Raw genomic sequence first — 21,830 nt, 5'->3', positions numbered from 1 at the left:
TCCTCCTATTCGCTTCTTACTCTTTTAACCTCTCTAAGTTCTACATCTGCTTGTTCATCAAAAGTAACCGGCTCTTTTTTGCTTTCTTTTCTTTCCATCCATTTATCTCTTAATTCTTTTATTACCGAGCCCCATTGTAAAACCTGTGCGATTTTATCCTGATTATTGACAACTTGTGTAGAAAGACTTGATGATACTTTTCTAATAGATCCGTTGAATTCCTTAATAGTGGATCCAATATCTTGAACAGCATTTACAACACTATTTAATTTTTCCGATTTTCTCTGAATGTCTTCAGCTAATTCATTCGTCTTATGTAATAATAATGTAGATTCCGTTGTTATTCCTTGCATTTGACCTTCCAAGTCTTCCATTGTCTTAGAGACCCTATCCAATGTTATTTTCATGGATTTTAAGGTTTTTGTAAGACTGATGACAAGAACTAAAAATGCCACCGCTATTAATGCAACACTTAAATAAAGAATAATAATCATCTGCAAACCTCCAGTTAACTAAACAATTCCCCAATTATGGACTACCTAAACTTTCATCTCGTTTTTTTTTCCTTTAACATACGTCCTAATTTGAGATGTCTTTTTTCTTTTATTTTCTCATATTCGTGTTCTTTCGCCAAATATTAAATTATTTAGACTTTTTTTATTAAACAGGATCTATTCATTTGGGTTACAATATAATAGTACGTAAACTTTTTACTGGAGGAATACAACATGAAAGATCCACGTATTGAAAAACTGGCTAAAAATCTAATTAATTATTCCGTTCAATTACAGCCCGGAGAAAAAGTGTTAATTGAGAATTTCGGATTACAGCGTGAATTAGTAGTAGCACTTGTAAAAGAGGCTTATGCAGCAGGTGGCTATCCTTTTGTTTCATTAAAGGATCAACAGGTTGATCGTGCCCTTTTAATGGGAGCAGTACAAGAACAATTTGAGATGAAGGCTGAATTTGAAGCAAATGTTATGCAGAACATGGATGCATATATTGGCCTTCGTTCTGGTGATAACATCAATGAACACGCAGATGTACCTGATGAGAAAATGAAAATCGAAGGAAATACGGTTGGTAAAAAAGTACATAGAGAAATTCGGGTGCCGAAAACAAAATGGGTCGTTCTTCGTTATCCAAACTCTTCAATGGCACAGCTGGCAAAAATGAGTACGGAAAGCTTCGAAGACTTTTATTTCGATGTATGTAATTTGGATTACAGTAAGATGGACAAAGCAATGGATTCATTAGTGGAATTAATGAACAAAACGGATAAAGTAAGACTGGTAAGTCCGGGTACAGATTTAACTTTTTCCATTAAGGATATTCCGGCAATTAAGTGTGCCGGCCACCTTAACATACCAGATGGAGAGGTTTACACAGCTCCGGTACGAAATTCCGTTAACGGGACTCTTACCTACAATACTCCATCCCCTTACCAAGGTTTTACTTTCGAAAACGTGAAGCTAACATTTAAAGATGGAAAAATTGTTGAAGCCTCGTCCAATGATACTGAAAGAATTAACAAGATTTTCGATACGGATGAAGGTGCTAGATATGTCGGTGAGTTTGCAATCGGTGTTAATCCATATATCCTTCACCCTATGCAAGACATATTGTTCGATGAAAAAATCGCCGGCAGTATTCACTTCACTCCAGGTCAATGCTATGATGTAGCACCAAATGGAAATAACTCTAATATTCATTGGGATATGGTTCTAATCCAACGACCAGAATATGGCGGCGGGGAAATTTATTTTGATGATGTGTTGATTCGAAAAGACGGACTATTTGTAATACCAGAATTGGAATGCTTGAATCCTGAAAATCTAAAATAATGATAAGAAAAAGGACTGCTATCTCAAGCAGTCCTTTTTCAAGAAATTATTTAGATTGCAATAAATTCTCATATGCTTTTTGGAACTTTTGAATATCTCCGGCACCCATAAATAGAATAACACTATTGTCGAGATGTAATAATGGTGAAGTATCTTCTTCTGAAAGGATTTCAGATCTGTCAATTTTTTCTTGTAAATCTTTAATTGATAATTTACCATGATTTTCTCTTGCAGATCCAAAAATCTCACATAAGAAAACATCATCCGCTTGGCTTAAGCTTTCCGCAAATTCATTTAAAAATGTTTGTGTTCTGGTAAAGGTATGTGGTTGAAATACAGCAACAATATTACGATCGGGATATTTTTGTCGTGCTGCATCAACAGTCGCTCTTATCTCGGTTGGATGATGAGCATAGTCATCAATAATTATCTGCGATCCAATCTGTTTTTCCGTAAAGCGACGTTTTACTCCTTGGAAAGACTTAATATGCTTTTGAATAGCTTCTGTTTCAATTCCTTCATAATGGCATATTGCAATGACGGATAAGGCGTTCAACACATTATGATCACCAAAGAAAGGAATTTCGAATGTTGCATAGTAATTATTTCTTACATGAACATCAAACTTTGTCCCAGTTGTTTCTTTTACAATATTTCTTGCTTGAAAATCATTCTCTTCTTCAAATCCGTAAAAAAGGACAGGAACTTTTGCCTGAATTTTTTGCAGCTGTTCATCATCCCCATACGCAAATATTCCTTTTTTGACTTGTAATGCTAACTCCTGAAATGCTGAAAATACATCATCAATATTAGCAAAATAATCAGGATGATCAAAATCAATATTGGTCATAATGGCATAATCAGGAAAGTAGGATAGAAAATGTCTTCTATATTCACAGGCTTCAAATACAAAGTACTCTGCATTCTTTACACCACTACCTGTACCGTCGCCGATCAGATAGGAAGTTGGCCTTACATTTTTCATGACATGTGCCAATAAGCCAGTCGTCCCCGTTTTTCCATGCGCACCAGTAACGGCTATACTCGTAAATCGCTGCATAAATTCCCCTAAAAATTTATGGTAGCGAATAACTGGAATACCCTTATTAAAGGCTTCTTCAATTTCTTCATGTGTATCAGGAAAAGCATTACCTGCTATTACCGTCATACCAGGTTGAATATTTTCACGCTGGAAGGGCAATATTTTTATACCTGAGTCTTCTAAGGCTTTCTGGGTAAAAAAATATTTTTCAACATCTGATCCTTGCACTTCATAACCCATATCGTGAAGTATTTGTGCTAAAGAACTCATTCCGGAACCCTTGATGCCTACGAAATGGTATACAGTCATAATAGAACCTCCAACAATGTCTATATGTATGCAGTATATGACAAAGACTATTTTTTGCGAAGAAAAAACTTGCAATTTTCTAACGGTTATGTAATTCAAAATGAATCGTAATGTCCTTGTTCATCAAAAAACATACTTAATAATTATAGCACTTTTTATTATGGGTGACTATGGTATCTTAGGAGGAGTTATATAAGATATCTTTCCCAATTTTATGAAGATATTATCTTATAATCCAAATTTTTCATTCATCTACATAAAAAGTATGGGAGCTTATCCTTTATAATAAGCTCCTCCTAAAACTACTTTTAATTTGTATCTTCTGTTCCAATGAGAATATTTAATTCTTCACGTGAAACTAATATATCCCTAGGTTTGCTGCCTTTTGCCTCCGATATAATTCCTTGCTGCTCCATCATTTCAATTAAACGTGCCGCACGATTATAGCCAATTCTAAAGTTCCTTTGAATAAGGGATGTAGATGCTGCTCCTTGTTCCATTACAAATTCACATACATCTTGAAAGATTTCATCTTCTTCCTCTTGGATGATGGCTTTTTTAAGAAGTTCTTCCTGTTCAAATAAATAATCCGGTTTCCTTTCTGCACGTACATGTGCCACCACCTGATCAATTTCCTCATCTGAGACATATGTTCCTTGAAGGCGTACAGGCTTGGAAGTGCCATTACCTAAAAAGAGCATATCACCCCTTCCCAACAGCTTCTCTGCACCACTTATGTCTATAATCGTTCTGGAATCGACTTGTGAGGATACAGAAAAGGCGATTCTGGTTGGAACATTGGCTTTGATTAATCCAGTTATGACATCAACAGATGGACGTTGGGTTGCAATGATCAAGTGAATGCCACATGCCCTAGCTTTCTGGGCAATACGGCAGATAGCTTCCTCCACGTCAGCAGGAGCCATCATCATTAAATCCGCTAATTCATCAATAACAATGACGATAAAAGGCAGCTTTTGATTAAATTGCCTATTTTCTTCGGCCATCTCATTATACCGCCCGATTTCCCTGACACCTGTATGCGCAAATAGTTCATATCTTCTCTCCATCTCTTCTACAGCCCATTTAAGTGCTGCGGTTGCTGCTTTGACATCTGTTATAACTGGACTCACTAAATGCGGAATATAATTATATGGCGCAAGCTCCACCATTTTCGGATCTATCATTAACAACTTTAATTCATCAGGAGTTGATTTATACAACAGACTGACAAGAATAGAATTGATACAAACACTTTTTCCTGATCCTGTTGCTCCTGCAATTAAACCGTGCGGCATTTTTCTTAAATCAGTTATAACCGGGTTTCCTGAAATATCTAATCCAAGTGCAGCAGTGAGAGGTGACTCACTTTGTTGAAATATTTCGCTGGAAATAATTTCACTAATATATACTGGTCTGCTTTTCGCATTAGGAAGTTCAATTCCAATCGTATGTTTACCTGGAATAGGCGCTTCCATTCGAATATCTCTTGCAGCAAGACTTAGTTTAATATCGTCACTTAAATTGGTTATTTTATTTACCTTAACTCCGGGTTCAGGCTGAACCTCAAACCTTGTTACGGATGGACCTTGACTTACATTTACAACTTTTGCCCGAACATTAAAACTCAATAATGTCTCATCCAGTAGTTCACTTTGACTTTTAAGCCACTCCTTATCCATATCTTGCTGGATAGGGGGATTTAACAACTGCAGGGATGGAAAAACATAATCCTCTTCTATATATTCTTCAGTTTCATATACTTCCGTGTCTACGGCAGCTGCAATTTCAGGATTTGCCATCGGAATTTCGACTGCCGTTTGCTTTTTAGCTAAATTTTCGCGGTCTTTTTTCAGCATGATAACGTTAAATGGTATATGAGAGCGAACTGGCTCTTCATTTAATTCAGGATTTGTTTCTTCCACGTCTGATTCATCTGCATCAGGATATAATGCTACTTCTTCTTCCGACTCTTGCTCCTCTTGCAGTGATTGTTCTTCTACTTCTGGTTGATTTGCATCAGAATTTAATGCTACTTCTTCTTCCGATTCTTGCTCCTCTTGCAGTGATTGTTCTTCTACCTCAGATTCATTTGCATCTGAATGTAATACTACTTCTTCTTCCGACTCTTGCTCCTCTTGCAGTGATTGTTCTTCTACTTCTAGTTGATTTGCATCAGAATTTAATGCTACTACTTCTTCCGATTCTTGCTCCTCTTGTAGTGGTTCTTTCACTTCTGATTCATTTAATGGAATTTCTTCTTCTGCTTCTTGCTCCTCTTGTAGCGGTTCTTCCACTTCCGGTTCATTTGAATTAGAATTTAAAGCTACTTCTTCCAGTTCTTGCTCCTGTTGAAATAATTGATCTTTCCCTGCCAGTTTATTTTGATTAGAAATTGACCGTTTTTCTTCTTCCAGTTCCTGTTGCTCTGTTTGGAGTGGAACTTCTGTTTCTAACCAATTTTGCAACTTTTGCTGTTCGTCTCTTTTTAACTGATGATCATTAACGTTATCCTGTTTCACCATATTATTTTCCGATACTTCCATAACCGCCGTTGGTCGCATCGTTTCATTTTCGAAATCCTTATAAGATTGTATATCTTTACTTTCCTCATTGTTTAAATCGTTAAGCACATTACTGTTTTTTTCTTTGTTTCTTTTTGGTGGTCGATTAAATCCATACACGGGCGAAGGAATTTCTGTTGGCCGAAATGGCTGCTTTATTTTCGGCTTGATTTTAGTCTGAATCCTTTCACGTTGGTCAGAAGATACGGAAGTTTCCACAGAGCTGTTATATTTTTTCTCCGTTGTTTTCCCCGTAAATGGACGACTTTTCGAAATTGGTTTTTGATGTTGTTTTTGATCTTGATCTTGATACTGATCTTTATTATTTATTTTTGAAGTGCTTGTCCTAATAGATGCGTTCCTTTTATCTTCTACCTGTAACGGAAATCGGAAATTTCCTTTTGGATATTGATATGTAACCTTTGTTTCCATTTGTCCGTTTGTATGTTCATGTCGTTTTAATTCTTGATTTTCAAATTCGTCATATTCTTCACTTTCATTTGATCCAAATATTTTCATTAGATTTTTTATCCAACTCATTTTATCACTCTTTCTATTGTTCAACCTGTTTCAAAACAAAGGCACAAACTCCCCAGCTCCAACGCACGGATTTCGTAGTGTTCGATTGAGATAAAGGAACACAGTGAGGAAGTTCACAAAATAATGTTGACTTATCGTAGGAAGGAGACGGAGAAATCCGCTAGCCGACGGCTGCTTTGGCTAGACGCAGACTATTTTTTTGAAAAGTTATCCACAGGGTTAAATTTTTTATCATTTCCTAAAACGAGTACAGAGGAAATTTAAGCAATTAAAATTCCTATATTATTCATTATACAAGGATATGTTGAAATTTCGAGGGATTTTCTTTGTTAATGGCAAAATAAGTACATAAGCCTGTCTCGGCTAACAATAATTAGCAGAATGAAATTCAATAGTGTATGGAAAATTAATAGGGATTAACGAAATAAGGAGGCGATAACGTTGAAAATCGTTAAGACAGTACTAACACTTGGTCTTGCTTCAGGATTATTATTGGGATGTGCCAATAATAATGCCGATAGGGGAAAAAGTAATGTAAGCCCGGTTCGTTATAATCCAAACACTAACAACATGGACCGAGTAAGTTATACAGATAACCTAGGTCCTGGGGCAAATGTTAACTACCGTGACCGCGATAATAATCTTGATGTTAACCGAGATAATACTTTTGGAGTTAACCGAGATAACAATCTTGGAACAGATGTTAACTATAACAGAAATTACAACAACCGTAGCAACTACAGAATTGCAAAAGAAGCGGCAGACCGTGTATCTAATTTAAAAGAAGTTCGCAGAGCCAATGTTCTTGTTACGGGAAATAATGCATATGTGGCAGTAATGCTGAACAACCGTTCCAGAGGTGAACTGCCAAAAACATTTGAAAATAAAATAGCCCGTGAGGTCAAAAAAGCGGACAACACCATTGATAATGTATATGTAACAACAAACCCAGATTTTTACAACCGAGTAACTGATTTTGGTAATGAGCTAAGAAAAGGACATCCTGTTAAAGGATTATATGACCAAATCAGCAGTGCGGTAAATAGAGTTTTCCCAAATAATCGTTAAAGGTAAGGCCAGCATTAGCTGGCCTTTTTATTTTTTCCGATTTTTTGCCATAATAAAAATTGGCTCCAATTCTCCATTTTCATAAATAAATGACAATGCTGTAATGGGAACATGTCCATTCGTAAAGAAGCTCATTGACATTTGTGCTAAAATATCATATCCAGTCTCATTGCGGAGATCACAAATGATAAGAACATCCTGATGGGGAACAGAAACTGCCATATCTCCTTCTATCTTCTCCGACATTTCCTTTAAAAATTTTTCATTTAAAATTCTGCTTGCATCATAACCATCATTTGTATTTAAGAAATAATAATCATTTCCTGCTACTGTATCTTTTTTCATTTCTGTTGATAATGATCGAAGATTAAATTGGGCCATTTCGCGAATTTTCTCTTGATCCCAGCCTTCTTTTTTTAATAATTCTTCATCCACAAGCCTATATGTATTGCCTAAATCTAATGCATAATAAATACGGGTTTCAGCTGTATGGTCATCTGTTATAAACGTATTTCCATCTGATGATTCTTGTGGAAAAGAGGTAGAACGAATAACCGGAAATATTTTCTTTTCATTACCAGAAATTTTTTGTTCCGTTCCCATTACTCCCAATGCTTCTTCTACATAATAGACAACTTCATCTATTGCCTTTTCCTTTTCCTCATGCCATTTTGATACAGCACTCGATAAGGATACCGTAATGCCCTTGCCAGTTTCTTTATTTTCAAACCGAATCGTTTCTTTTTCACGATCATAGTGAATACTACGATTATCTTTTTGTAATCTTTTTTCCAGTTCTTTTTTCATTTTTTTCGTATCCATCTTCACGATCTATCATCCTTTTGGGTAAACATTTTATTAACTCATTTTACATGAAAAAACCTCTATCTAAAAGACAGAGGCTTATTTTACATTATTTAAGACCGTTAATGAAATTTTCGATTTCTTCTTTTGTTTTACGGTCTTTACTTACAAAACGTCCTAGCTCTTTGCCATCTTGGTAGGCAAGAAAGCTTGGGATTCCAAATATGCTTAATTCCCCGCAGAGATCAATGAATTGATCACGATCAACATAAACAAAAGTATAATCAGAAAATTCTTCTTCCAACTCAGGTAACACTGGTTCTATAAAACGGCAATCCGGGCACCAATCCGCTGAAAACATAAATATATGTTTTCCTTTCTTTGTTAGTTCATGAAATTGCTCAACAGATGTTAATTTTTCCATAGTATTTCCTCCTTAACTTTTATTTTCTATATTTCACTGAAGAAACGATTTTCATCATTTTTTCTGCGTCGCTTGCTATATTTTTCATATCTGTTTCCGTGGTCATTTTTATGCCGCCAATTCCAACAGTCACCTCATAAAGATTTTTTTTAACTTTAGAAACAAATAAATATCCAAATTTCTCCTTTGAGGTGAAATTCTTATCCAGAAGAATTCCTTTATTAGGCTTAGAAATTTTGTACACTTCCTTGCCTTTTTTATCCACCTTTTGATTATAAAATAAAAGATAGTTTTGATTACCTCTTTTCATAATCACATTATTTGGAGAATCTTTTTGAATCGCCATTCCAAAAGGAAGATATAGCTTTAAATGTTTTGTTGATTTTTTGGCTGCTTTCGGTTGATTTGAAAAAGCCTCATTTACATTTTTAACTGCTTCCTTTTGTTGTTCCTTTATGGAGGTGCTGCATCCTGAAATTAGGGCAATTACGAAAACCAAAAGCATTCCCATCGTTATTTTCCGTAAAATAGTATGTTCCCCCTATACTACCCGAGTATCTATTACTATTTTAACTTTTTTAAATAAAACTTTACAAGAGAGAAGATTTTTAACTCTCCATTAAAGCTCTGTATTGATATTGACCAATCAATAATTTCATTACATGTATGAACATCTCTTCTCGCGTAACTAATCCATTCGTAAATACTCCGATGGCTCCTTCTTTTTTGCGGATGTTTTTCTTATTAGCATAATCATCCATTACTGGACCTAGCTCCTCCCCGGAGCGTAAACGGGATGTTATTTCATTGGGAAGGATGATTCTTGCCCCACCTGCGATAATAGGAGATTTACCTTTTTCTACTAAAGCTCCCCAATTGCAGACACTTAACCCGAATTCAGATTCGACAACGCCGCCCTCAAGTCCGATAGCGATATCAATCTCCTTCTTATTTAAACAGTTTTCTGCCCTATGTACGGCACCTTTTATGGTTTCTTCGTCTGAAAAAGGCTGTTCACTAACTCCCGAAGGAACATCCATTGGTTGAACTTCTACTTCGATATTCATTTCTTTGAAAGCAAGTTCGACCGCATGTATTTTCGCAGGATTTTTTGAGCCAATTGCAACTAACATATGATCTCTCCTTACAGTCTTTGATGATTTCCTTGAATGTTGAGTCTTTTTATGACAAGTATAAAAAAGAGAGGGGCTCTATGCCCCTCATCAGTTTATCCTATTTTGCCCGAATTGCTTCAACCGTAGACTTATCACATGCTTTTACAAGCTTCACGAGCAGCGCCTTTGCCGCTGCATAATCATCAACATGGATAATAGATGCATGTGTATGGATATAACGAGAACAAATTCCGACAACGGCACTAGGCACTCCTTCATTGGAAGTATGAACTCGTCCTGCATCTGTCCCGCCTTGCGATACAAAATATTGGTAAGGGATGCTATTGCTTTCCGCTGTATCAAGAACAAATTCACGCATTCCTTTATGGGTTACCATCGAACGGTCGAATATGCGTAATAAAGTTCCTTTCCCAAGCTGACCAAATTCATTTTTATCGCCAGACATATCATTGGCAGGGCTCGCATCTAGAGCAAAGAAGATATCAGGTTTAATCATATTTGCCGCAGCCTGTGCTCCACGAAGACCAACTTCTTCTTGAACGTTAGCTCCGGAATAAAGAATATTCGGAATAGATTCTCCTTGGAGTTCCTTTAATAATTCAATGGATAATCCGCATCCGTAACGATTATCCCATGCTTTTGCTAATATTTTCTTTTCATTTGCCATAACAGTAAACGGGCAGATTGGGACAATCTGCTGACCTGGTTTGATACCAATTCTTTTAGCATCCTCGCGGTCATCTGCACCGATATCAATTAGCATATTTTTGATATCCATTGGTTTATTGCGTTGGCTATCATCAAGTAAATGTGGAGGGATAGAACCAATAACCCCAATAATTGGACCATTATCTGTAATAATTTGGACACGTTGGGCAAGCAATACTTGACTCCACCAGCCACCAAGGGTTTGAAAACGAATCATTCCATTATCCGTGATCGAAGTAACCATAAAGCCTACTTCATCCATATGACCAGCAACCATAACAGTAGGTCCATTTTGACTACCGCGTTTCACTCCAAAAATACCGCCAAGGCCATCTTGCACAACCTCTTCCGCATATTTGGATAATTGTTCACGCATAAATTTTCTTACCTGATGTTCATTTCCTGGTGCCCCAGGTAATTCTGTCAAGGTTCTAAAAAGTTCCAGCGTCTCATTTTCCATTGTTCATACCCCTTTACAAAAAAACTAATATGTACCCCCTTCATTTTACAGAACTTTCTTACTGATCGCCAGTTTAGTGTCTGAACTTATTATTCTTTTGATGAAGGGTTTTTAATAATAATTCCGTCACTTTCCAAAAAACGGAGTAAATCTCCAAAGATAACATTATCGGAATACATTAATTCATTCTGCACTTTGTCTAAATATGGGGTACAAAGATTTCTTTTAACCTTATTACCTACCGATTTATCATAGCAACCATCATCCAAATAGGCATATTTATTTGTTACGAAGCTGCCATCACGGAAAACAACAAGATTTTTCCTATCAGATGAGAACAAGCTTCTGCCAAAGTCTACTTCCTCTTTCTTTGGCACAATTCCCATAATATCAAGAATCGTTTGCCTTATATCGATTTCTCCGCCTAATGTATTTATTTGTTTCCCTTTTACTCCTGGGATATGAATAATGAATGGTACTTTTTGAAGATCTAATTGATCCGTAAGCGAAATTTTCTTTCCTAATACCTCTTCAAGTTCCTTATCGTAGCTTCTCGATATGCCATAATGATCGCCATATAAAACAATAACGGAATTATTATATATGCCTTCTTTTTTTAGTAAATCGAAAAATTGTTTTATTGCTTCATCCTCATACCGGACGGTAGCAAAATAGCGATGAACCAAATCTGCATTATTTTCATCAATATTTAAGAAACGATCATCTTCATTATGAAGCAAAAAAGGAAAATGATTTGTTAACGTTAAAAACTTTGCATAAAACGGCTGTGGCAGTTTTTTTAAATATGGGATAGACTGCTTAAAAAACGGAATATCTTTCAATCCGTAATTTACTGAGTTTTCTTCCGTAACCTGGTAATCCTTTTTGGAAAAAAAACGATCATAACCTAATGTTTGATACATATTTCCCCTATTCCAAAACGATTCATCATTACTATGAAATACCGTACTAATATAGCCTTGCTCCTTTAAAATTGCGGGGAGTGCATAGTAATCATTATGCGGCCTTCTTACAAAAACAGAGCCTCCGGATAATGGATACAGCCCATTGTCTATCATAAATTCAGCATCTGATGTTTTGCCTTGAGCTGTTTGATGGTAGAAGTTTGGAAAATAATAACTTTCTTTTATTAATTTATTTAGAAATGGTGTAATTTCTTCCCCGTTTATTTTCCGATTAAGGACGAACTGCTGAGTTGATTCTAATGATATTAAAATTAAATTTTTTCCTTGTGCCTGTCCATGGTAGCTAGATTTAGAAAGACTTGGGGCATTTTCTTTTTTTAGATAGCTTTCTACCTTATGAATATCGTTGCTTTCAGCAAATGCTGATTGTACTAGCATTTTTGAATTAAAGAGAATATCATATACATGGTAGTTGAAAGTTCCGATAGTTTTGACAAGCAATTCCCTGTCATATGTTTTCTTAAAAAGGTTTGGATCTTCAACCTCCCCGCCGACTAATACTGCCAGAATCAACATAATGCTAATAGCAAGTGAAGCACGATGTTGTTTTTTTGATACGAATTTCGATTTATCAACCAATTTTATTGCTGCAAAAATAAGAAATATTATATCAACAACCAGTAACGGGTCCGTCCATCTTAACAATTCAACAGTGCTTTGACTTAATCCACCAACATTTTGAAATTGAAAGAGAACAGGCACTGTTACATAATCTATGTAAAATCGATAATAAAGAATGTTTCCAAAAAGGATGCCTGTTAATACTGTGTATACGATTAGCATACAAACGATTCTTATTTTTTTCGAAAAGAAAAAGCTGATTCCTAAGAATAACGCAACGGAGCCGATAGGATTTAAAAACAACAACAGCATTTCCATCATAGACTTGCCGCGCAAATCAAATTCGCAAAAATAAACAAGTATTGTTTTGATGGTTAAAAATGCAACTGCAATAATATAAAAAACAAACTCATTCCACTTTTTCATAACGTATCCTCACCCCGCTTTCTCTATAGTAAAAAATTGGGCAATATATTACAAGAAAAATCATTTTATTTTTTAAATGTTACGATTTGTTAAACATGTTATACTTAAATTAAGATAGGTTGTTTTCGCAATAATTGTTGCTTTACGTCAATGGTTAAAAATCCTAAGTAGACTTTGTTTTGGGGCATCTTTCCTTACCAAGTTTATTCATTTTAACCTCAATAAGGTTGTTACTTAGAATTTCATATACATAAGCAACAAGGTTTAAGAAAAGAGCCTTCGATAAGACAGGAGGTTTAAATTCATGACCTGGAAGTCCTTTATTGCCGGAGCGCTTGTAGGAGCAATTAGTGGATACTTATTAAATGAAGCAGTAAAAAAGAACACTTCTCTATCTAGTGAAACCGTTCTAGCAAATGTGAAAAAAGCTTTTAAAGAAGAAGGACCAATTAATGGTTCCTGGATACAAATGACCAAGGAAGATTATACTAAATATGCCGTTAAGACAAAAGTATACCGAGGCGGAATCACAACAAGTCAAAATGGGGAAAGAAAGCAATATGAATTTATTGCCGATGCATCTACAGGCAGTGTCTTAGATGTATATCCTATTTCGTAAAAAATACATATTAATAATGAAGGAGTGTCTTTGTAAGTAATTTTATTCGGACACTCCTTTCCTTTTGCTTAACGTTCACATTTTACAGCATCTATAAGCTTTCCTTCTCCGTCCCACTTTAATGCGCGGTAAACAGCATCATGATAAAAAATAAACCAAGCCCCGTCCTCAATCGCTTGTGCAATCCATTTTTCTTTTGCAAAAATAGAAGTCATTGGATAATCATCATATGCTAAAACCCATAGTGGATTCTGATGTGCATGTGTCGGCATGATATCCGCCATATGAATGGCTTTTTCGCCTTTACTTTCTATTAAGATAATGGAATGGCCATCGCTATGTCCTCCAGTATGGACCATTCGAAGTACTCCTTCAATTAACAGTTCTTTCTCAAAAGTAACAACTTGTGATTCGATAGCTTCCCAGTTTTCTTTCCAATATGTACTTTTTGAACGGATATTTGGATTTCTCATTTCATCCCATTCTATTTGGGAAGAATAGATAACGGCATTTGGGAAGACGGAAACAAATCCATCATTAACTGGCTTAGTTAACCCACAAGCATGATCGAAATGCAAATGCGTCATGCATATAATATCGATATCTCCTGGAGTAATTCCTAATTCCAATAATGATTCCTCTAATTTTGATTCTTCTGTAACTCCAAAATTTCGTTTTTGTTTCTCTGATAATTTCCCAAATCCAATTCCAGATTCTATTAAAATATTTTTTCCATTTACCTGCAAAAATATTGGATCGGTCAATAAGGGTATTTGATTTTTTTCATTGACTGGATATTTTTTCGACCATAACGGCTTTGGTACGACTCCGAACATTGCCCCTCCATCTAAATGGGTTATACCGCCATTCAACCATTTTAACGTTATATCTCCGATTGTTAGCGTTTGCATTTTGTGTTTTTCCTCCCTCTCCTTATGTCCTCTTTATTTTATCATAAAAAAAATACCCTCTGCCAAAATCAATTAAGGCGGAGAGTATTTCTTCCCATTACCTTATTTAGTTTGATACTGTACCTCACAACGATAAATGCGTTGCCCGCGTGAAGAAAACTTTTCCTCATATTCTGTCATAATATTATTTTCAAAGTCACTATTGTGTAAATCAAGGCTAACAAATTTTAATAAAAGTCCATATTCAGAAAAGCTTCTTAATGAATATTCAAATAATCCTTGATTATCTGTTTTGAAATGAATTTCTCCATTATCAACCAAAATGTCCTCATATAATTTCAAAAAGGTTTTATACGTTAACCGACGCTTTTCATGACGTTTTTTTGGCCATGGATCAGAGAAATTTAAATACACTCTTTCCACATCGTCTTTTGCAAAATATTCTTGTAAATTGGTTCCGTCAATATTAAGAAGTTTTAAGTTAGGTAACGGATCTTCTATGATTTTATCTAAGGCAGAAACAATTACGCTGTCCTGCATTTCAATGCCAATATAATTGATTTCCGGATTTGCCTTTGCCATTCCATATATAAATTGCCCTTTTCCTGTTCCAACCTCAATATGGAGCGGATGGTCATTTTGAAACTCTTCATTCCATTTGCCTTTAATAGTTTCAGGATTTTGAACTACATATTGTGGGTATTGCAAAAGCTTATCCTTTGCCCATGGTTTATGTCTTAGACGCAAAATTCACACCTCGTTCATTTCATAGTTGTAATAGTATTGCATAAAGTTAATAGAAAAAAGCAAACTAATGATACGACATTAAAGAAACTGGCCAAAACGCCAGTTTCGTTTCATATATTTATTTACCATATTCACGAAAGGAATGTACATAAAACATGCCGCTGAGCCATCATGACCAAATAACCTTGTTAAAAGATATTTTAAGTAACCATCAAACCGACTGCTGCGGATCCGTCGCAGAATGCGAACAATTAGAAAGATTGGTTAAATCGCTTTTAGTAAATCCTAGTATAAATAATAATATTAGACCAATATTAGAACAAGTATATTCTTACAGCCAAAATGGAATTAATACGCAAAACTTAGACGATCATATTTTGTCCAACCAAAGCAATCTTTCACAATGGGTTCAGGATATGAATTCCTATTCATAGCTTTCATTTACTTCCTGTAAAAATCGAGTCCAATGGTTCATTTCCTGATAACGTTGTTTATCTTTATGCCATTGAATATCAATTAATGTTTGCCTTACCACATACCATTTCATCCTAAGCAATAGATGATCAGTTAGTATTACACCATATTGGTTAAGCCAAGTGGGCCAATTTTCGCGGGGAATATATAAATATAAAAGCATTCCGATATCCAATGCCGGGTCGGCTATAACCGGGCCGTCCCAATCTATTAAATATAATTCATTATCTTCCGAAAGCATCCAATTATTATGGTTTATATCGCTATGACAAACAACAAATTCACCGTTCTGAATATTTTTTATTTCAGCTTTAAGAAAGGTAATAGCGGACCTGACACTTGGCATTTGTAACAATTCATTATCTATACTTTTTTCTAATTCTGCCAACATTTTTTCGGGTTTAAACGAAGCTTTTCCCAATCGCTCAAGCATTGAAACTAATGGAGCAGAATCATGTATTTTTTTCAAAAGCTTTGCAACACGTTCTTGGCCCATTTCCTCAGGCTTTAGCTCTCTGCCGTTCAGCCATTGTTGTGCTGTGATGACATCTCCGTTTTCCATCCTTTTTGTCCAAACAAGCTTTGGAACAATTCCTTCAGCTGATAGAACTGCTAAAAAGGGAGATGAGTTTCTTTTTAAAAATAATTTTTGTTCCTGATATTTGGCAAAGAATGCTTCTCCTGTTGCCCCCCCAGCCGGATGTATCTCCCAGCCTTGACCAAGTATGTGTTCCAACTTCATTCACCTTCAGTTTCACGCGCATGTTTCGTGCATACGACTCATCTAAATCTATATTATATACTAAAATGATGAAAAAACCTACATAGACTTCCTCTTAATGACCAGTCTATATAGTTTATCAAACAGCAGCAATTGATATAATCATAATATACAAAGAAAAAAAGACAGCTATTGGAAACTAGAGTAGACAACAATAGCCATCTTTTAATAAATTTTATCGCTTTTTGACATTTTTCGTCAAGGTGAATTTTATCATTTCCTGTATTTTTCATCTTTTTTTGGCTGTTTTCTTTATCAAAGTTAGTTGGCTTAGTAGAAAACCTTATGAACACCCTTATCTGTACAAAGAATGAATAACCTTTATAAAAAAAGATGCCCATAACTATATCTGCATTAGGATTACTAAAAATATAAGAAAAACACTAATCACGAAACCATGATTTTCACTTCAAACTTTCCTCTTCAAAAGGGTCGGTATTTTCTTCCTCCCATTCTATCCTTTTGAAACTTACAGTCTGACAATAATCCAAAAGAATTTTGGCTGCTTTTAATTGCATATGCTTTAATGGAGCACGAGTTTGTCTCATCTGCTCAAACCATTTAGGATACTCTCTTTTTTCTAATAAGGAAAGGTCATATGGCTTTTCCATAAAATCGATGTATCCATTTCTTGAAATAATCGCTTTTTTAATCGGAAGATCCACATTGTAATACGAAAAAATTTGACCCACAATTTTTGACATTCTATTTAATGATATCATCGGATTTAACAGTTTCTTTTCCTGTTTGTTTGTTCTCTTCAGCCAAAATCGATCGTTTGAGCCAAGAAATACAGCATCCTTTTCTTCTTCCAAAAATGTAATGCACCATACCTCCATTGGGGTAATGAAAATAATCTCCATTTCAATTGGTGCCTTCTTTAATAATAAAACAGGCTCATACAGAAGAAGACAATTATCTGGAAATCGCTGCAAAAAAGTGCGGAGTTTGTCATCATAATAGTATTTTGGATGAGCATCTGATTTTTCATAAATGGTTGAGCTTGCCCATTTTAATTGAAAGCTAAAGAGCTGGTCTAAAAATAATTGCTTTAATTCCACTTCTGTATCAGGTCGAAAGGATAGGATAGGAGCAAATTGGAGAGATGTAACAGTCCTAGTATCTGATTCATCCTTAATTTCACTTTTTTCTTCTTTTTTAAACATTTTTGTCATTTTATTTAAAATGCTAGATTTTTTATCCTCTGTATCCTTCCACTCTATCGGAGACATTTCGAGAGAATCAGTTATCCATGCTTCTTTCAATTTATCCCACTGTTGTTTTTTTAATCGTATATATTGGGTAGGATATCGGTAAACATCCTGCTCATAGCGAGACACATAATCTTGGAGCTTAATTAACTGCGCCAAATAAGCTCACTCCTTCCTGAAAGTCTAAAACTTACGACAGTGTGTATGTTTTCTTTATCACATATTTAGGATTCTTATTTAAATGGGTTTCATATAACACAACATGATTTGCCATAAATTTTTTATCTTCCAGTGCAAAACGCTTCAAAGATTCCAGAGAAAACTGATTATCTCCTAACCAATTTCTTGCCAGTGTTATATGGGGTTTAAATGGTCTTGGGTCTAGCTGAAATCCTGCCATAGTGCAGGAATCATACACTAACTCTCTAATCGTATTTAAGAATTGCGAACTCTTCGTATTAGCCCAGAAGATTCTAGGAGAATCTGGACGCCCAAATCCCCCAAACTGATCGAGAGTTAACTCAAACCCTTCTTTATGACGTAAGACATCTTTTATGTAATAATCCGCTTTTTCAAGCTGCTCTTCTGATGCATGACCTAAAAAAGCTAAAGTAATATGGTAATCTTCATGATGAACCCATCTTTTAAAAGGAAAATCCATCTTTATTTGTTCACATTTCTCTTGAAGATATGATTTAATATGCTGCGGCAATAGCAATGCAAAAAAATAATGATGTCCTTCCACTTCATATACCTCTTTCGTTTAATTTTATTTACAAATATATTGTAACAAATTTCTATCTATAAGACATATTTCCCTTTTTATTTACATATATTGATTTCAGGTTTGATAATTATTGTATTTCATTCATACGAAATCATGTAAAAGGGAGAGCAATTCCATGAAAATTGGTGATTTTGTTAGTTATAAAGGGGAAAAATGTGAAATTATTTATATGTATGACAGCGGATACTGTGAAATAAAACGACCATATAGATTATCTATTCAATTAGTTCCTCAAACGGAGCTTGATGAGATAAATTGGAACAGCGCAATTTAAAAAGAAACCCGTCTATGACGGGTTTCAGACATATTATTGCAACACTACATTTTTACATTCCTTTTGAATTTCTTCTACGAACAACTTTTGTAATTTCTTTGTGATTTCTCCTGGCTCTCCATTGCCGATAACACTTCCGTCCAGTTGAATAATCGGCATAATTTCAGATGTTGTACTTGAGATAAAAATTTCATCTGCTGTTTTAATATCATCCACAGTAAAAGATTCTTCCTTAACTGGAATTTGATTATGTTTACAAATCCTTAAAATCACTTGCCTTGTAATCCCGTTTAAAATAAGATTTACTGCTGGATGTGTTTTTAATATCCCATCCTTTACAATAAACACATTAGATGAAGAACCTTCTGTAACGGTTTCTCCACGATGTTGAATTGCCTCAAAGCAGCCTGATTCCGCCGCTTTTTGTTTTGCCATAATGTTTCCCAATAAATTTAAGCTTTTAATGTCACATCTTAACCAGCGAATATCTTCAACAAGCAATCCCTTCGCACCAGACTTCATTAAATCTTCCGGGCGATCCATTGGTTTTGTATAAGCGACAAATGTAGGTTCAACTTCAGGTGTTGGGTATCCATGCTGTCTTGGCGACACACCTCTGGAAATTTGCAAATAAATTATACCTGTCTCTAAGTGATTTTCTTGCACCAATTCCTCAAGCTTCTTACAAAGAACATCCTTTTCATAAGGAATCTTTATTCCTATTTTTTCACCACTTTCATATAAACGCTGAACATGCTCCTTTTTTGTAAAAAGTTCCCCATTATATACACGAATGACTTCATATATTCCGTCACCAAATTGATATCCACGGTCTTCAATATCTACTTTAACATTTTCTCTTTCAACTAGTTCCCCGTTAAAAATCACTTTTCCCATCATTGCCTCTTCCTCTCCGATTTATTTTTCCTTTTTGCCCGCAAGCTCATATATCGCTTGTGCATAAATGGCCGTTGCCTTTACTAAATCTTCTATAAACATATACTCGTCTTTTTGGTGCATAACATCCGGTCTTCCTGGAAACAGTGCACCAAAAGCAACACCTGATTTTAAAGAACGTGCATATGTACCACCGCCAATGGCAAGCAATTCAGCTTTTTCGCCAGTTTGTTCTTCATATACTTTCTTTAAGACTTGTACTAATTCGTCATTTTCGTCTACATGGTGAGGCTTCGAATCAGAAAAATCCTCTATGGAAAATCCTTCTTGTTTCACATGTTTTTCAATGCTGCTCTTCCCTTGCTCCATATCAAAGGTAACAGGATATCTCATATTTAGTCCGAACCTGCCTCCATCTGCCTGTTCATAATCCATTTTTCCGACATTGATAGTAAGATCGCCTGTTATGTCATCCGCATATTGAATGCCAAAACCTTCTCCGCGGGACTTTTCAAACAAATAATTTGCGGCGAACTTAATAAATTGATCCCCTTGTTTGTCGAGTGAAATATCTGCTAAGAAAGAAGCCAAAATAAGACCTGCATTCTTTCCATTTCTAGGCTCCATTCCATGAGCGGATATCCCTTCTAATTCCAACACTAGCTCTCCGGATTCAACATAATATTTTCCTTTTAAATTTACTTGCTGAAGGAAATCATTATATTTTTGTAAAATCTCCGTTTGTTCTTTTTGCATAAAAAGCTTTGCCTGTGCAAAATCAGGAACCATGTTATATCTTCTTCCTGAATGGAAGGAGACTAGTTGAATTGGCTCATTCTTATTACTATGACCGCTTTCTTCCACTTTTTGGACGATATCATAATCTGCAATTCCCTTTTCCGCGTAGATAATTGGAAAATCCGCATCTGGGGCAAATCCCATATCCGGCATTTCTTCATGTTTAAAATAATGGTCCACACAACGCCATTCACTTTCCTCGTCCGTGCCAATAATCATGCGAACACGCTTTTCCAACGGAATTCCTAGTTCTTTTACAATTTTCATCGCATAGTATGCGGCCATTGTAGGGCCTTTATCATCACTAGATCCACGGGCATAAATTTTGTCATCTTTTACAATACCACCGTATGGATCAACCGACCATCCGTCCCCTTCAGGAACAACATCCACATGACAAAGGATTCCGACTAATTCATCGCCAGTTCCCATTTCCAGATGTCCTGCAAGATTTCCAACATTTTTAGGAATGAAGCCATCCTTTTCACCCAAATCCAATAAATATTGCAAAGCTTCCTTTACACCAACTCCTAAAGGTGCATCCTCAGTTGCATTTTCCTCATCTAAAACACTTCTAATTTGCAAAATTCCCTGCAAATCTTTTATAAGATCCTCTTTTCTTTTTAGCACTTCGTCCATCCATTGAATTGACATCGTCATAACTCCTTTAATAATGGCTCTTTTCTTCACTTTGTTGCTTTTGTATACGGAAGTCCTTGGTTATACCCTAAACCTGGCCAGATTAGGATTTATAACAAATGAAGCTAAGCAACAATTATTGCGAAAACAGCTTTTAAATTTACAATACTTTGTGATTCCAGATTATTTTACTCCTTTTTAAGCTTCAATAAAACATCCACAATACAATATAAAATTTACCTCTGTGGACCCTTTTATAAAATATCTGCGTCTAGCTTCAGCATTTATACTTTAAGTTATTTTACTATATTAATACTAAAAATGGATGAGAAACATATTATAAAGTAAAGTAATTACCTAAAATATTTGTAAATTCCCACTATAGACTGGAAATTTAAAAACAATGGGTGTAAAATGTAATTGTCTGACATCTGGGGTATAAAATTCGACATGAAAGAAGGAGTTGTCTGGCAAAGAAAGGTCTGTAAAGCTTGAAGAGATTTTCTTCAAAACCAATAAGTCGTCCGTAGTCTTAAGTCTTAGGAAAAAGGATGAGGGAGTGGTTTTTTGAAACCTTCAACAAACAGGATGTTAACCCGAATTAAATCAATCTATGTGTTTATTAAAGAAAATGGCACGGTAACCACACAGGAACTTGTCGATGAGTTCGGAATAACTCCGCGTACAATTCAAAGAGATTTGAATGTATTGGCTTATAATGACTTGATTAAAAGCCCCCACCGCGGGACTTGGACAACAACGAAGAAAAGGGTAAAAATGTCATCGTAATAGAATATAATACTAGAATCGAGTAGGAGGA

At 35.4% G+C, this 21,830-nt stretch carries 22 protein-coding genes; 6 read left to right on the top strand and 16 right to left on the bottom strand.

Annotated elements, in window-relative coordinates; genetic code table 11:
* Positions 1–5: 5 nt before the first annotated feature.
* Complete coding sequence (locus tag AN964_RS07055) at positions 6–494, bottom strand: DUF948 domain-containing protein (RefSeq protein ID WP_055739002.1); 489 nt, start codon at positions 492–494, stop codon at positions 6–8.
* Between the two features lie 234 nt (positions 495–728).
* Between AN964_RS07055 and AN964_RS07050 the strand changes: the two genes are divergently transcribed.
* A complete protein-coding gene (locus AN964_RS07050; RefSeq protein ID WP_055739001.1) occupies positions 729–1,844 on the top strand; it encodes an aminopeptidase in 1,116 nt (371 codons plus the stop codon).
* 46 nt (positions 1,845–1,890) lie between these two features.
* On the opposite strand, the gene murC is transcribed toward AN964_RS07050, so the two are convergent.
* Entirely contained in the window at positions 1,891–3,195 is a 1,305-nt protein-coding gene (gene murC / locus AN964_RS07045) for a UDP-N-acetylmuramate--L-alanine ligase (RefSeq protein ID WP_055739000.1), read from the bottom strand.
* A gap of 308 nt (positions 3,196–3,503) precedes the next feature.
* Positions 3,504–6,299: a DNA translocase FtsK gene (locus tag AN964_RS07040; protein ID WP_055738999.1), complete on the bottom strand. Its 2,796-nt coding sequence runs from the start codon at positions 6,297–6,299 to the stop codon at positions 3,504–3,506.
* 441 nt (positions 6,300–6,740) lie between these two features.
* On the opposite strand from AN964_RS07040, the gene AN964_RS07035 reads away from it, so the two are divergent.
* The gene (locus AN964_RS07035; RefSeq protein WP_055738998.1) at positions 6,741–7,367 is read left to right on the top strand and encodes a YhcN/YlaJ family sporulation lipoprotein; all 627 of its coding nucleotides are present in this window, start codon (positions 6,741–6,743) and stop codon (positions 7,365–7,367) included.
* 27 nt (positions 7,368–7,394) lie between these two features.
* Here AN964_RS07035 and AN964_RS07030 read toward each other — a convergent pair whose 3' ends face one another.
* From AN964_RS07030 to AN964_RS07005, 6 genes are all read right to left on the bottom strand, one after another.
* A complete protein-coding gene (locus AN964_RS07030; RefSeq protein ID WP_055741166.1) occupies positions 7,395–8,189 on the bottom strand; it encodes a DUF1444 domain-containing protein in 795 nt (264 codons plus the stop codon).
* 91 nt (positions 8,190–8,280) lie between these two features.
* Complete coding sequence (locus tag AN964_RS07025; RefSeq protein ID WP_055738997.1) at positions 8,281–8,595, bottom strand: thioredoxin family protein; 315 nt, start codon at positions 8,593–8,595, stop codon at positions 8,281–8,283.
* Between the two features lie 19 nt (positions 8,596–8,614).
* Positions 8,615–9,106, bottom strand: coding sequence for a hypothetical protein (locus AN964_RS07020; protein ID WP_055738996.1), 492 nt, complete (start codon positions 9,104–9,106; stop codon positions 8,615–8,617).
* A 97-nt stretch (positions 9,107–9,203) separates the two neighbouring features.
* The gene (locus AN964_RS07015) at positions 9,204–9,728 is read right to left on the bottom strand and encodes a DUF84 family protein (protein ID WP_055738995.1); all 525 of its coding nucleotides are present in this window, start codon (positions 9,726–9,728) and stop codon (positions 9,204–9,206) included.
* Positions 9,729–9,828: 100 nt separating this feature from the next.
* A complete protein-coding gene (locus AN964_RS07010) occupies positions 9,829–10,899 on the bottom strand; it encodes a M42 family metallopeptidase (RefSeq protein ID WP_055738994.1) in 1,071 nt (356 codons plus the stop codon).
* 89 nt (positions 10,900–10,988) lie between these two features.
* Complete coding sequence (locus AN964_RS07005; RefSeq protein WP_055738993.1) at positions 10,989–12,872, bottom strand: LTA synthase family protein; 1,884 nt, start codon at positions 12,870–12,872, stop codon at positions 10,989–10,991.
* A gap of 304 nt (positions 12,873–13,176) precedes the next feature.
* Here AN964_RS07005 and AN964_RS07000 point away from each other — a divergent pair, with 304 nt between their 5' ends.
* Positions 13,177–13,491: a PepSY domain-containing protein gene (locus AN964_RS07000; RefSeq protein WP_055738992.1), complete on the top strand. Its 315-nt coding sequence runs from the start codon at positions 13,177–13,179 to the stop codon at positions 13,489–13,491.
* 68 nt (positions 13,492–13,559) lie between these two features.
* Here the strand turns inward: AN964_RS07000 and AN964_RS06995 are convergent, their stop codons facing one another.
* Entirely contained in the window at positions 13,560–14,402 is an 843-nt protein-coding gene (locus AN964_RS06995; protein WP_055738991.1) for a YtnP family quorum-quenching lactonase, read from the bottom strand.
* 102 nt (positions 14,403–14,504) lie between these two features.
* Entirely contained in the window at positions 14,505–15,149 is a 645-nt protein-coding gene (gene trmB, locus AN964_RS06990) for a tRNA (guanosine(46)-N7)-methyltransferase TrmB (protein WP_055738990.1), read from the bottom strand.
* 155 nt (positions 15,150–15,304) lie between these two features.
* Here trmB and AN964_RS06985 point away from each other — a divergent pair, with 155 nt between their 5' ends.
* A complete protein-coding gene (locus AN964_RS06985) occupies positions 15,305–15,583 on the top strand; it encodes a YtzH-like family protein (RefSeq protein ID WP_055738989.1) in 279 nt (92 codons plus the stop codon).
* Here the strand turns inward: AN964_RS06985 and AN964_RS06980 are convergent.
* From AN964_RS06980 to thpR, 3 genes are all read right to left on the bottom strand, one after another.
* A complete protein-coding gene (locus tag AN964_RS06980; protein WP_055738988.1) occupies positions 15,574–16,359 on the bottom strand; it encodes a phosphotransferase family protein in 786 nt (261 codons plus the stop codon). The genes AN964_RS06985 and AN964_RS06980 overlap by 10 nt on opposite strands.
* Positions 16,360–16,808: 449 nt before the next feature.
* Complete coding sequence (locus AN964_RS06975) at positions 16,809–17,774, bottom strand: hypothetical protein (RefSeq protein WP_055738987.1); 966 nt, start codon at positions 17,772–17,774, stop codon at positions 16,809–16,811.
* A 31-nt stretch (positions 17,775–17,805) separates the two neighbouring features.
* Positions 17,806–18,360: an RNA 2',3'-cyclic phosphodiesterase gene (gene thpR / locus AN964_RS06970; RefSeq protein ID WP_055738986.1), complete on the bottom strand. Its 555-nt coding sequence runs from the start codon at positions 18,358–18,360 to the stop codon at positions 17,806–17,808.
* A gap of 157 nt (positions 18,361–18,517) precedes the next feature.
* Between thpR and AN964_RS26290 the strand changes: the two genes are divergently transcribed.
* Entirely contained in the window at positions 18,518–18,676 is a 159-nt protein-coding gene (locus AN964_RS26290) for a hypothetical protein (protein WP_161809220.1), read from the top strand.
* Positions 18,677–18,709: 33 nt separating this feature from the next.
* Here AN964_RS26290 and dat read toward each other — a convergent pair whose 3' ends face one another.
* Together dat and pepV are read right to left on the bottom strand one after the other, a co-directional pair.
* The gene (dat, locus tag AN964_RS06965) at positions 18,710–19,573 is read right to left on the bottom strand and encodes a D-amino-acid transaminase (RefSeq protein WP_055738985.1); all 864 of its coding nucleotides are present in this window, start codon (positions 19,571–19,573) and stop codon (positions 18,710–18,712) included.
* Between the two features lie 21 nt (positions 19,574–19,594).
* On the bottom strand, positions 19,595–21,025 hold the full coding sequence (pepV, locus tag AN964_RS06960) for a dipeptidase PepV (protein WP_055738984.1): 1,431 nt from the start codon (positions 21,023–21,025) through the stop codon (positions 19,595–19,597).
* A gap of 552 nt (positions 21,026–21,577) precedes the next feature.
* On the opposite strand from pepV, the gene AN964_RS06955 reads away from it, so the two are divergent.
* Positions 21,578–21,799 (top strand): DeoR family transcriptional regulator, encoded by a 222-nt coding sequence (locus AN964_RS06955; protein WP_055738983.1) that lies wholly within the window; start codon positions 21,578–21,580, stop codon positions 21,797–21,799.
* Positions 21,800–21,830 lie beyond the last annotated feature (31 nt).

Origin of the sequence: Heyndrickxia shackletonii (assembly GCF_001420715.1) — a bacterium.
Classification (GTDB): Bacteria; Bacillota; Bacilli; order Bacillales; family Bacillaceae_C; genus Margalitia; species Margalitia shackletonii.
Note: the sequence above shows the minus strand (reverse complement) of the source record. Positions and strands in the feature narration are given on the sequence as shown.

What these genes read in the sequence shown, in the direction of transcription:
- AN964_RS07055 (WP_055739002.1), bottom strand. Translation starts at nt 494, where the DNA reads ATGATTATTATTCTTTATTTAAGTGTTGCATTAATAGCGGTGGCATTT.
- AN964_RS07050 (WP_055739001.1), top strand. Translation starts at nt 729, where the DNA reads ATGAAAGATCCACGTATTGAAAAACTGGCTAAAAATCTAATTAATTAT.
- murC (WP_055739000.1), bottom strand. Translation starts at nt 3,195, where the DNA reads ATGACTGTATACCATTTCGTAGGCATCAAGGGTTCCGGAATGAGTTCT.
- AN964_RS07040 (WP_055738999.1), bottom strand. Translation starts at nt 6,299, where the DNA reads ATGAGTTGGATAAAAAATCTAATGAAAATATTTGGATCAAATGAAAGT.
- AN964_RS07030 (WP_055741166.1), bottom strand. Translation starts at nt 8,189, where the DNA reads ATGGATACGAAAAAAATGAAAAAAGAACTGGAAAAAAGATTACAAAAA.
- AN964_RS07025 (WP_055738997.1), bottom strand. Translation starts at nt 8,595, where the DNA reads ATGGAAAAATTAACATCTGTTGAGCAATTTCATGAACTAACAAAGAAA.
- AN964_RS07020 (WP_055738996.1), bottom strand. Translation starts at nt 9,106, where the DNA reads ATGGGAATGCTTTTGGTTTTCGTAATTGCCCTAATTTCAGGATGCAGC.
- AN964_RS07015 (WP_055738995.1), bottom strand. Translation starts at nt 9,728, where the DNA reads ATGTTAGTTGCAATTGGCTCAAAAAATCCTGCGAAAATACATGCGGTC.
- AN964_RS07010 (WP_055738994.1), bottom strand. Translation starts at nt 10,899, where the DNA reads ATGGAAAATGAGACGCTGGAACTTTTTAGAACCTTGACAGAATTACCT.
- AN964_RS07005 (WP_055738993.1), bottom strand. Translation starts at nt 12,872, where the DNA reads ATGAAAAAGTGGAATGAGTTTGTTTTTTATATTATTGCAGTTGCATTT.
- AN964_RS07000 (WP_055738992.1), top strand. Translation starts at nt 13,177, where the DNA reads ATGACCTGGAAGTCCTTTATTGCCGGAGCGCTTGTAGGAGCAATTAGT.
- AN964_RS06995 (WP_055738991.1), bottom strand. Translation starts at nt 14,402, where the DNA reads ATGCAAACGCTAACAATCGGAGATATAACGTTAAAATGGTTGAATGGC.
- AN964_RS06985 (WP_055738989.1), top strand. Translation starts at nt 15,305, where the DNA reads ATGCCGCTGAGCCATCATGACCAAATAACCTTGTTAAAAGATATTTTA.
- AN964_RS26290 (WP_161809220.1), top strand. Translation starts at nt 18,518, where the DNA reads ATGAAAATTGGTGATTTTGTTAGTTATAAAGGGGAAAAATGTGAAATT.
- dat (WP_055738985.1), bottom strand. Translation starts at nt 19,573, where the DNA reads ATGGGAAAAGTGATTTTTAACGGGGAACTAGTTGAAAGAGAAAATGTT.
- pepV (WP_055738984.1), bottom strand. Translation starts at nt 21,025, where the DNA reads ATGTCAATTCAATGGATGGACGAAGTGCTAAAAAGAAAAGAGGATCTT.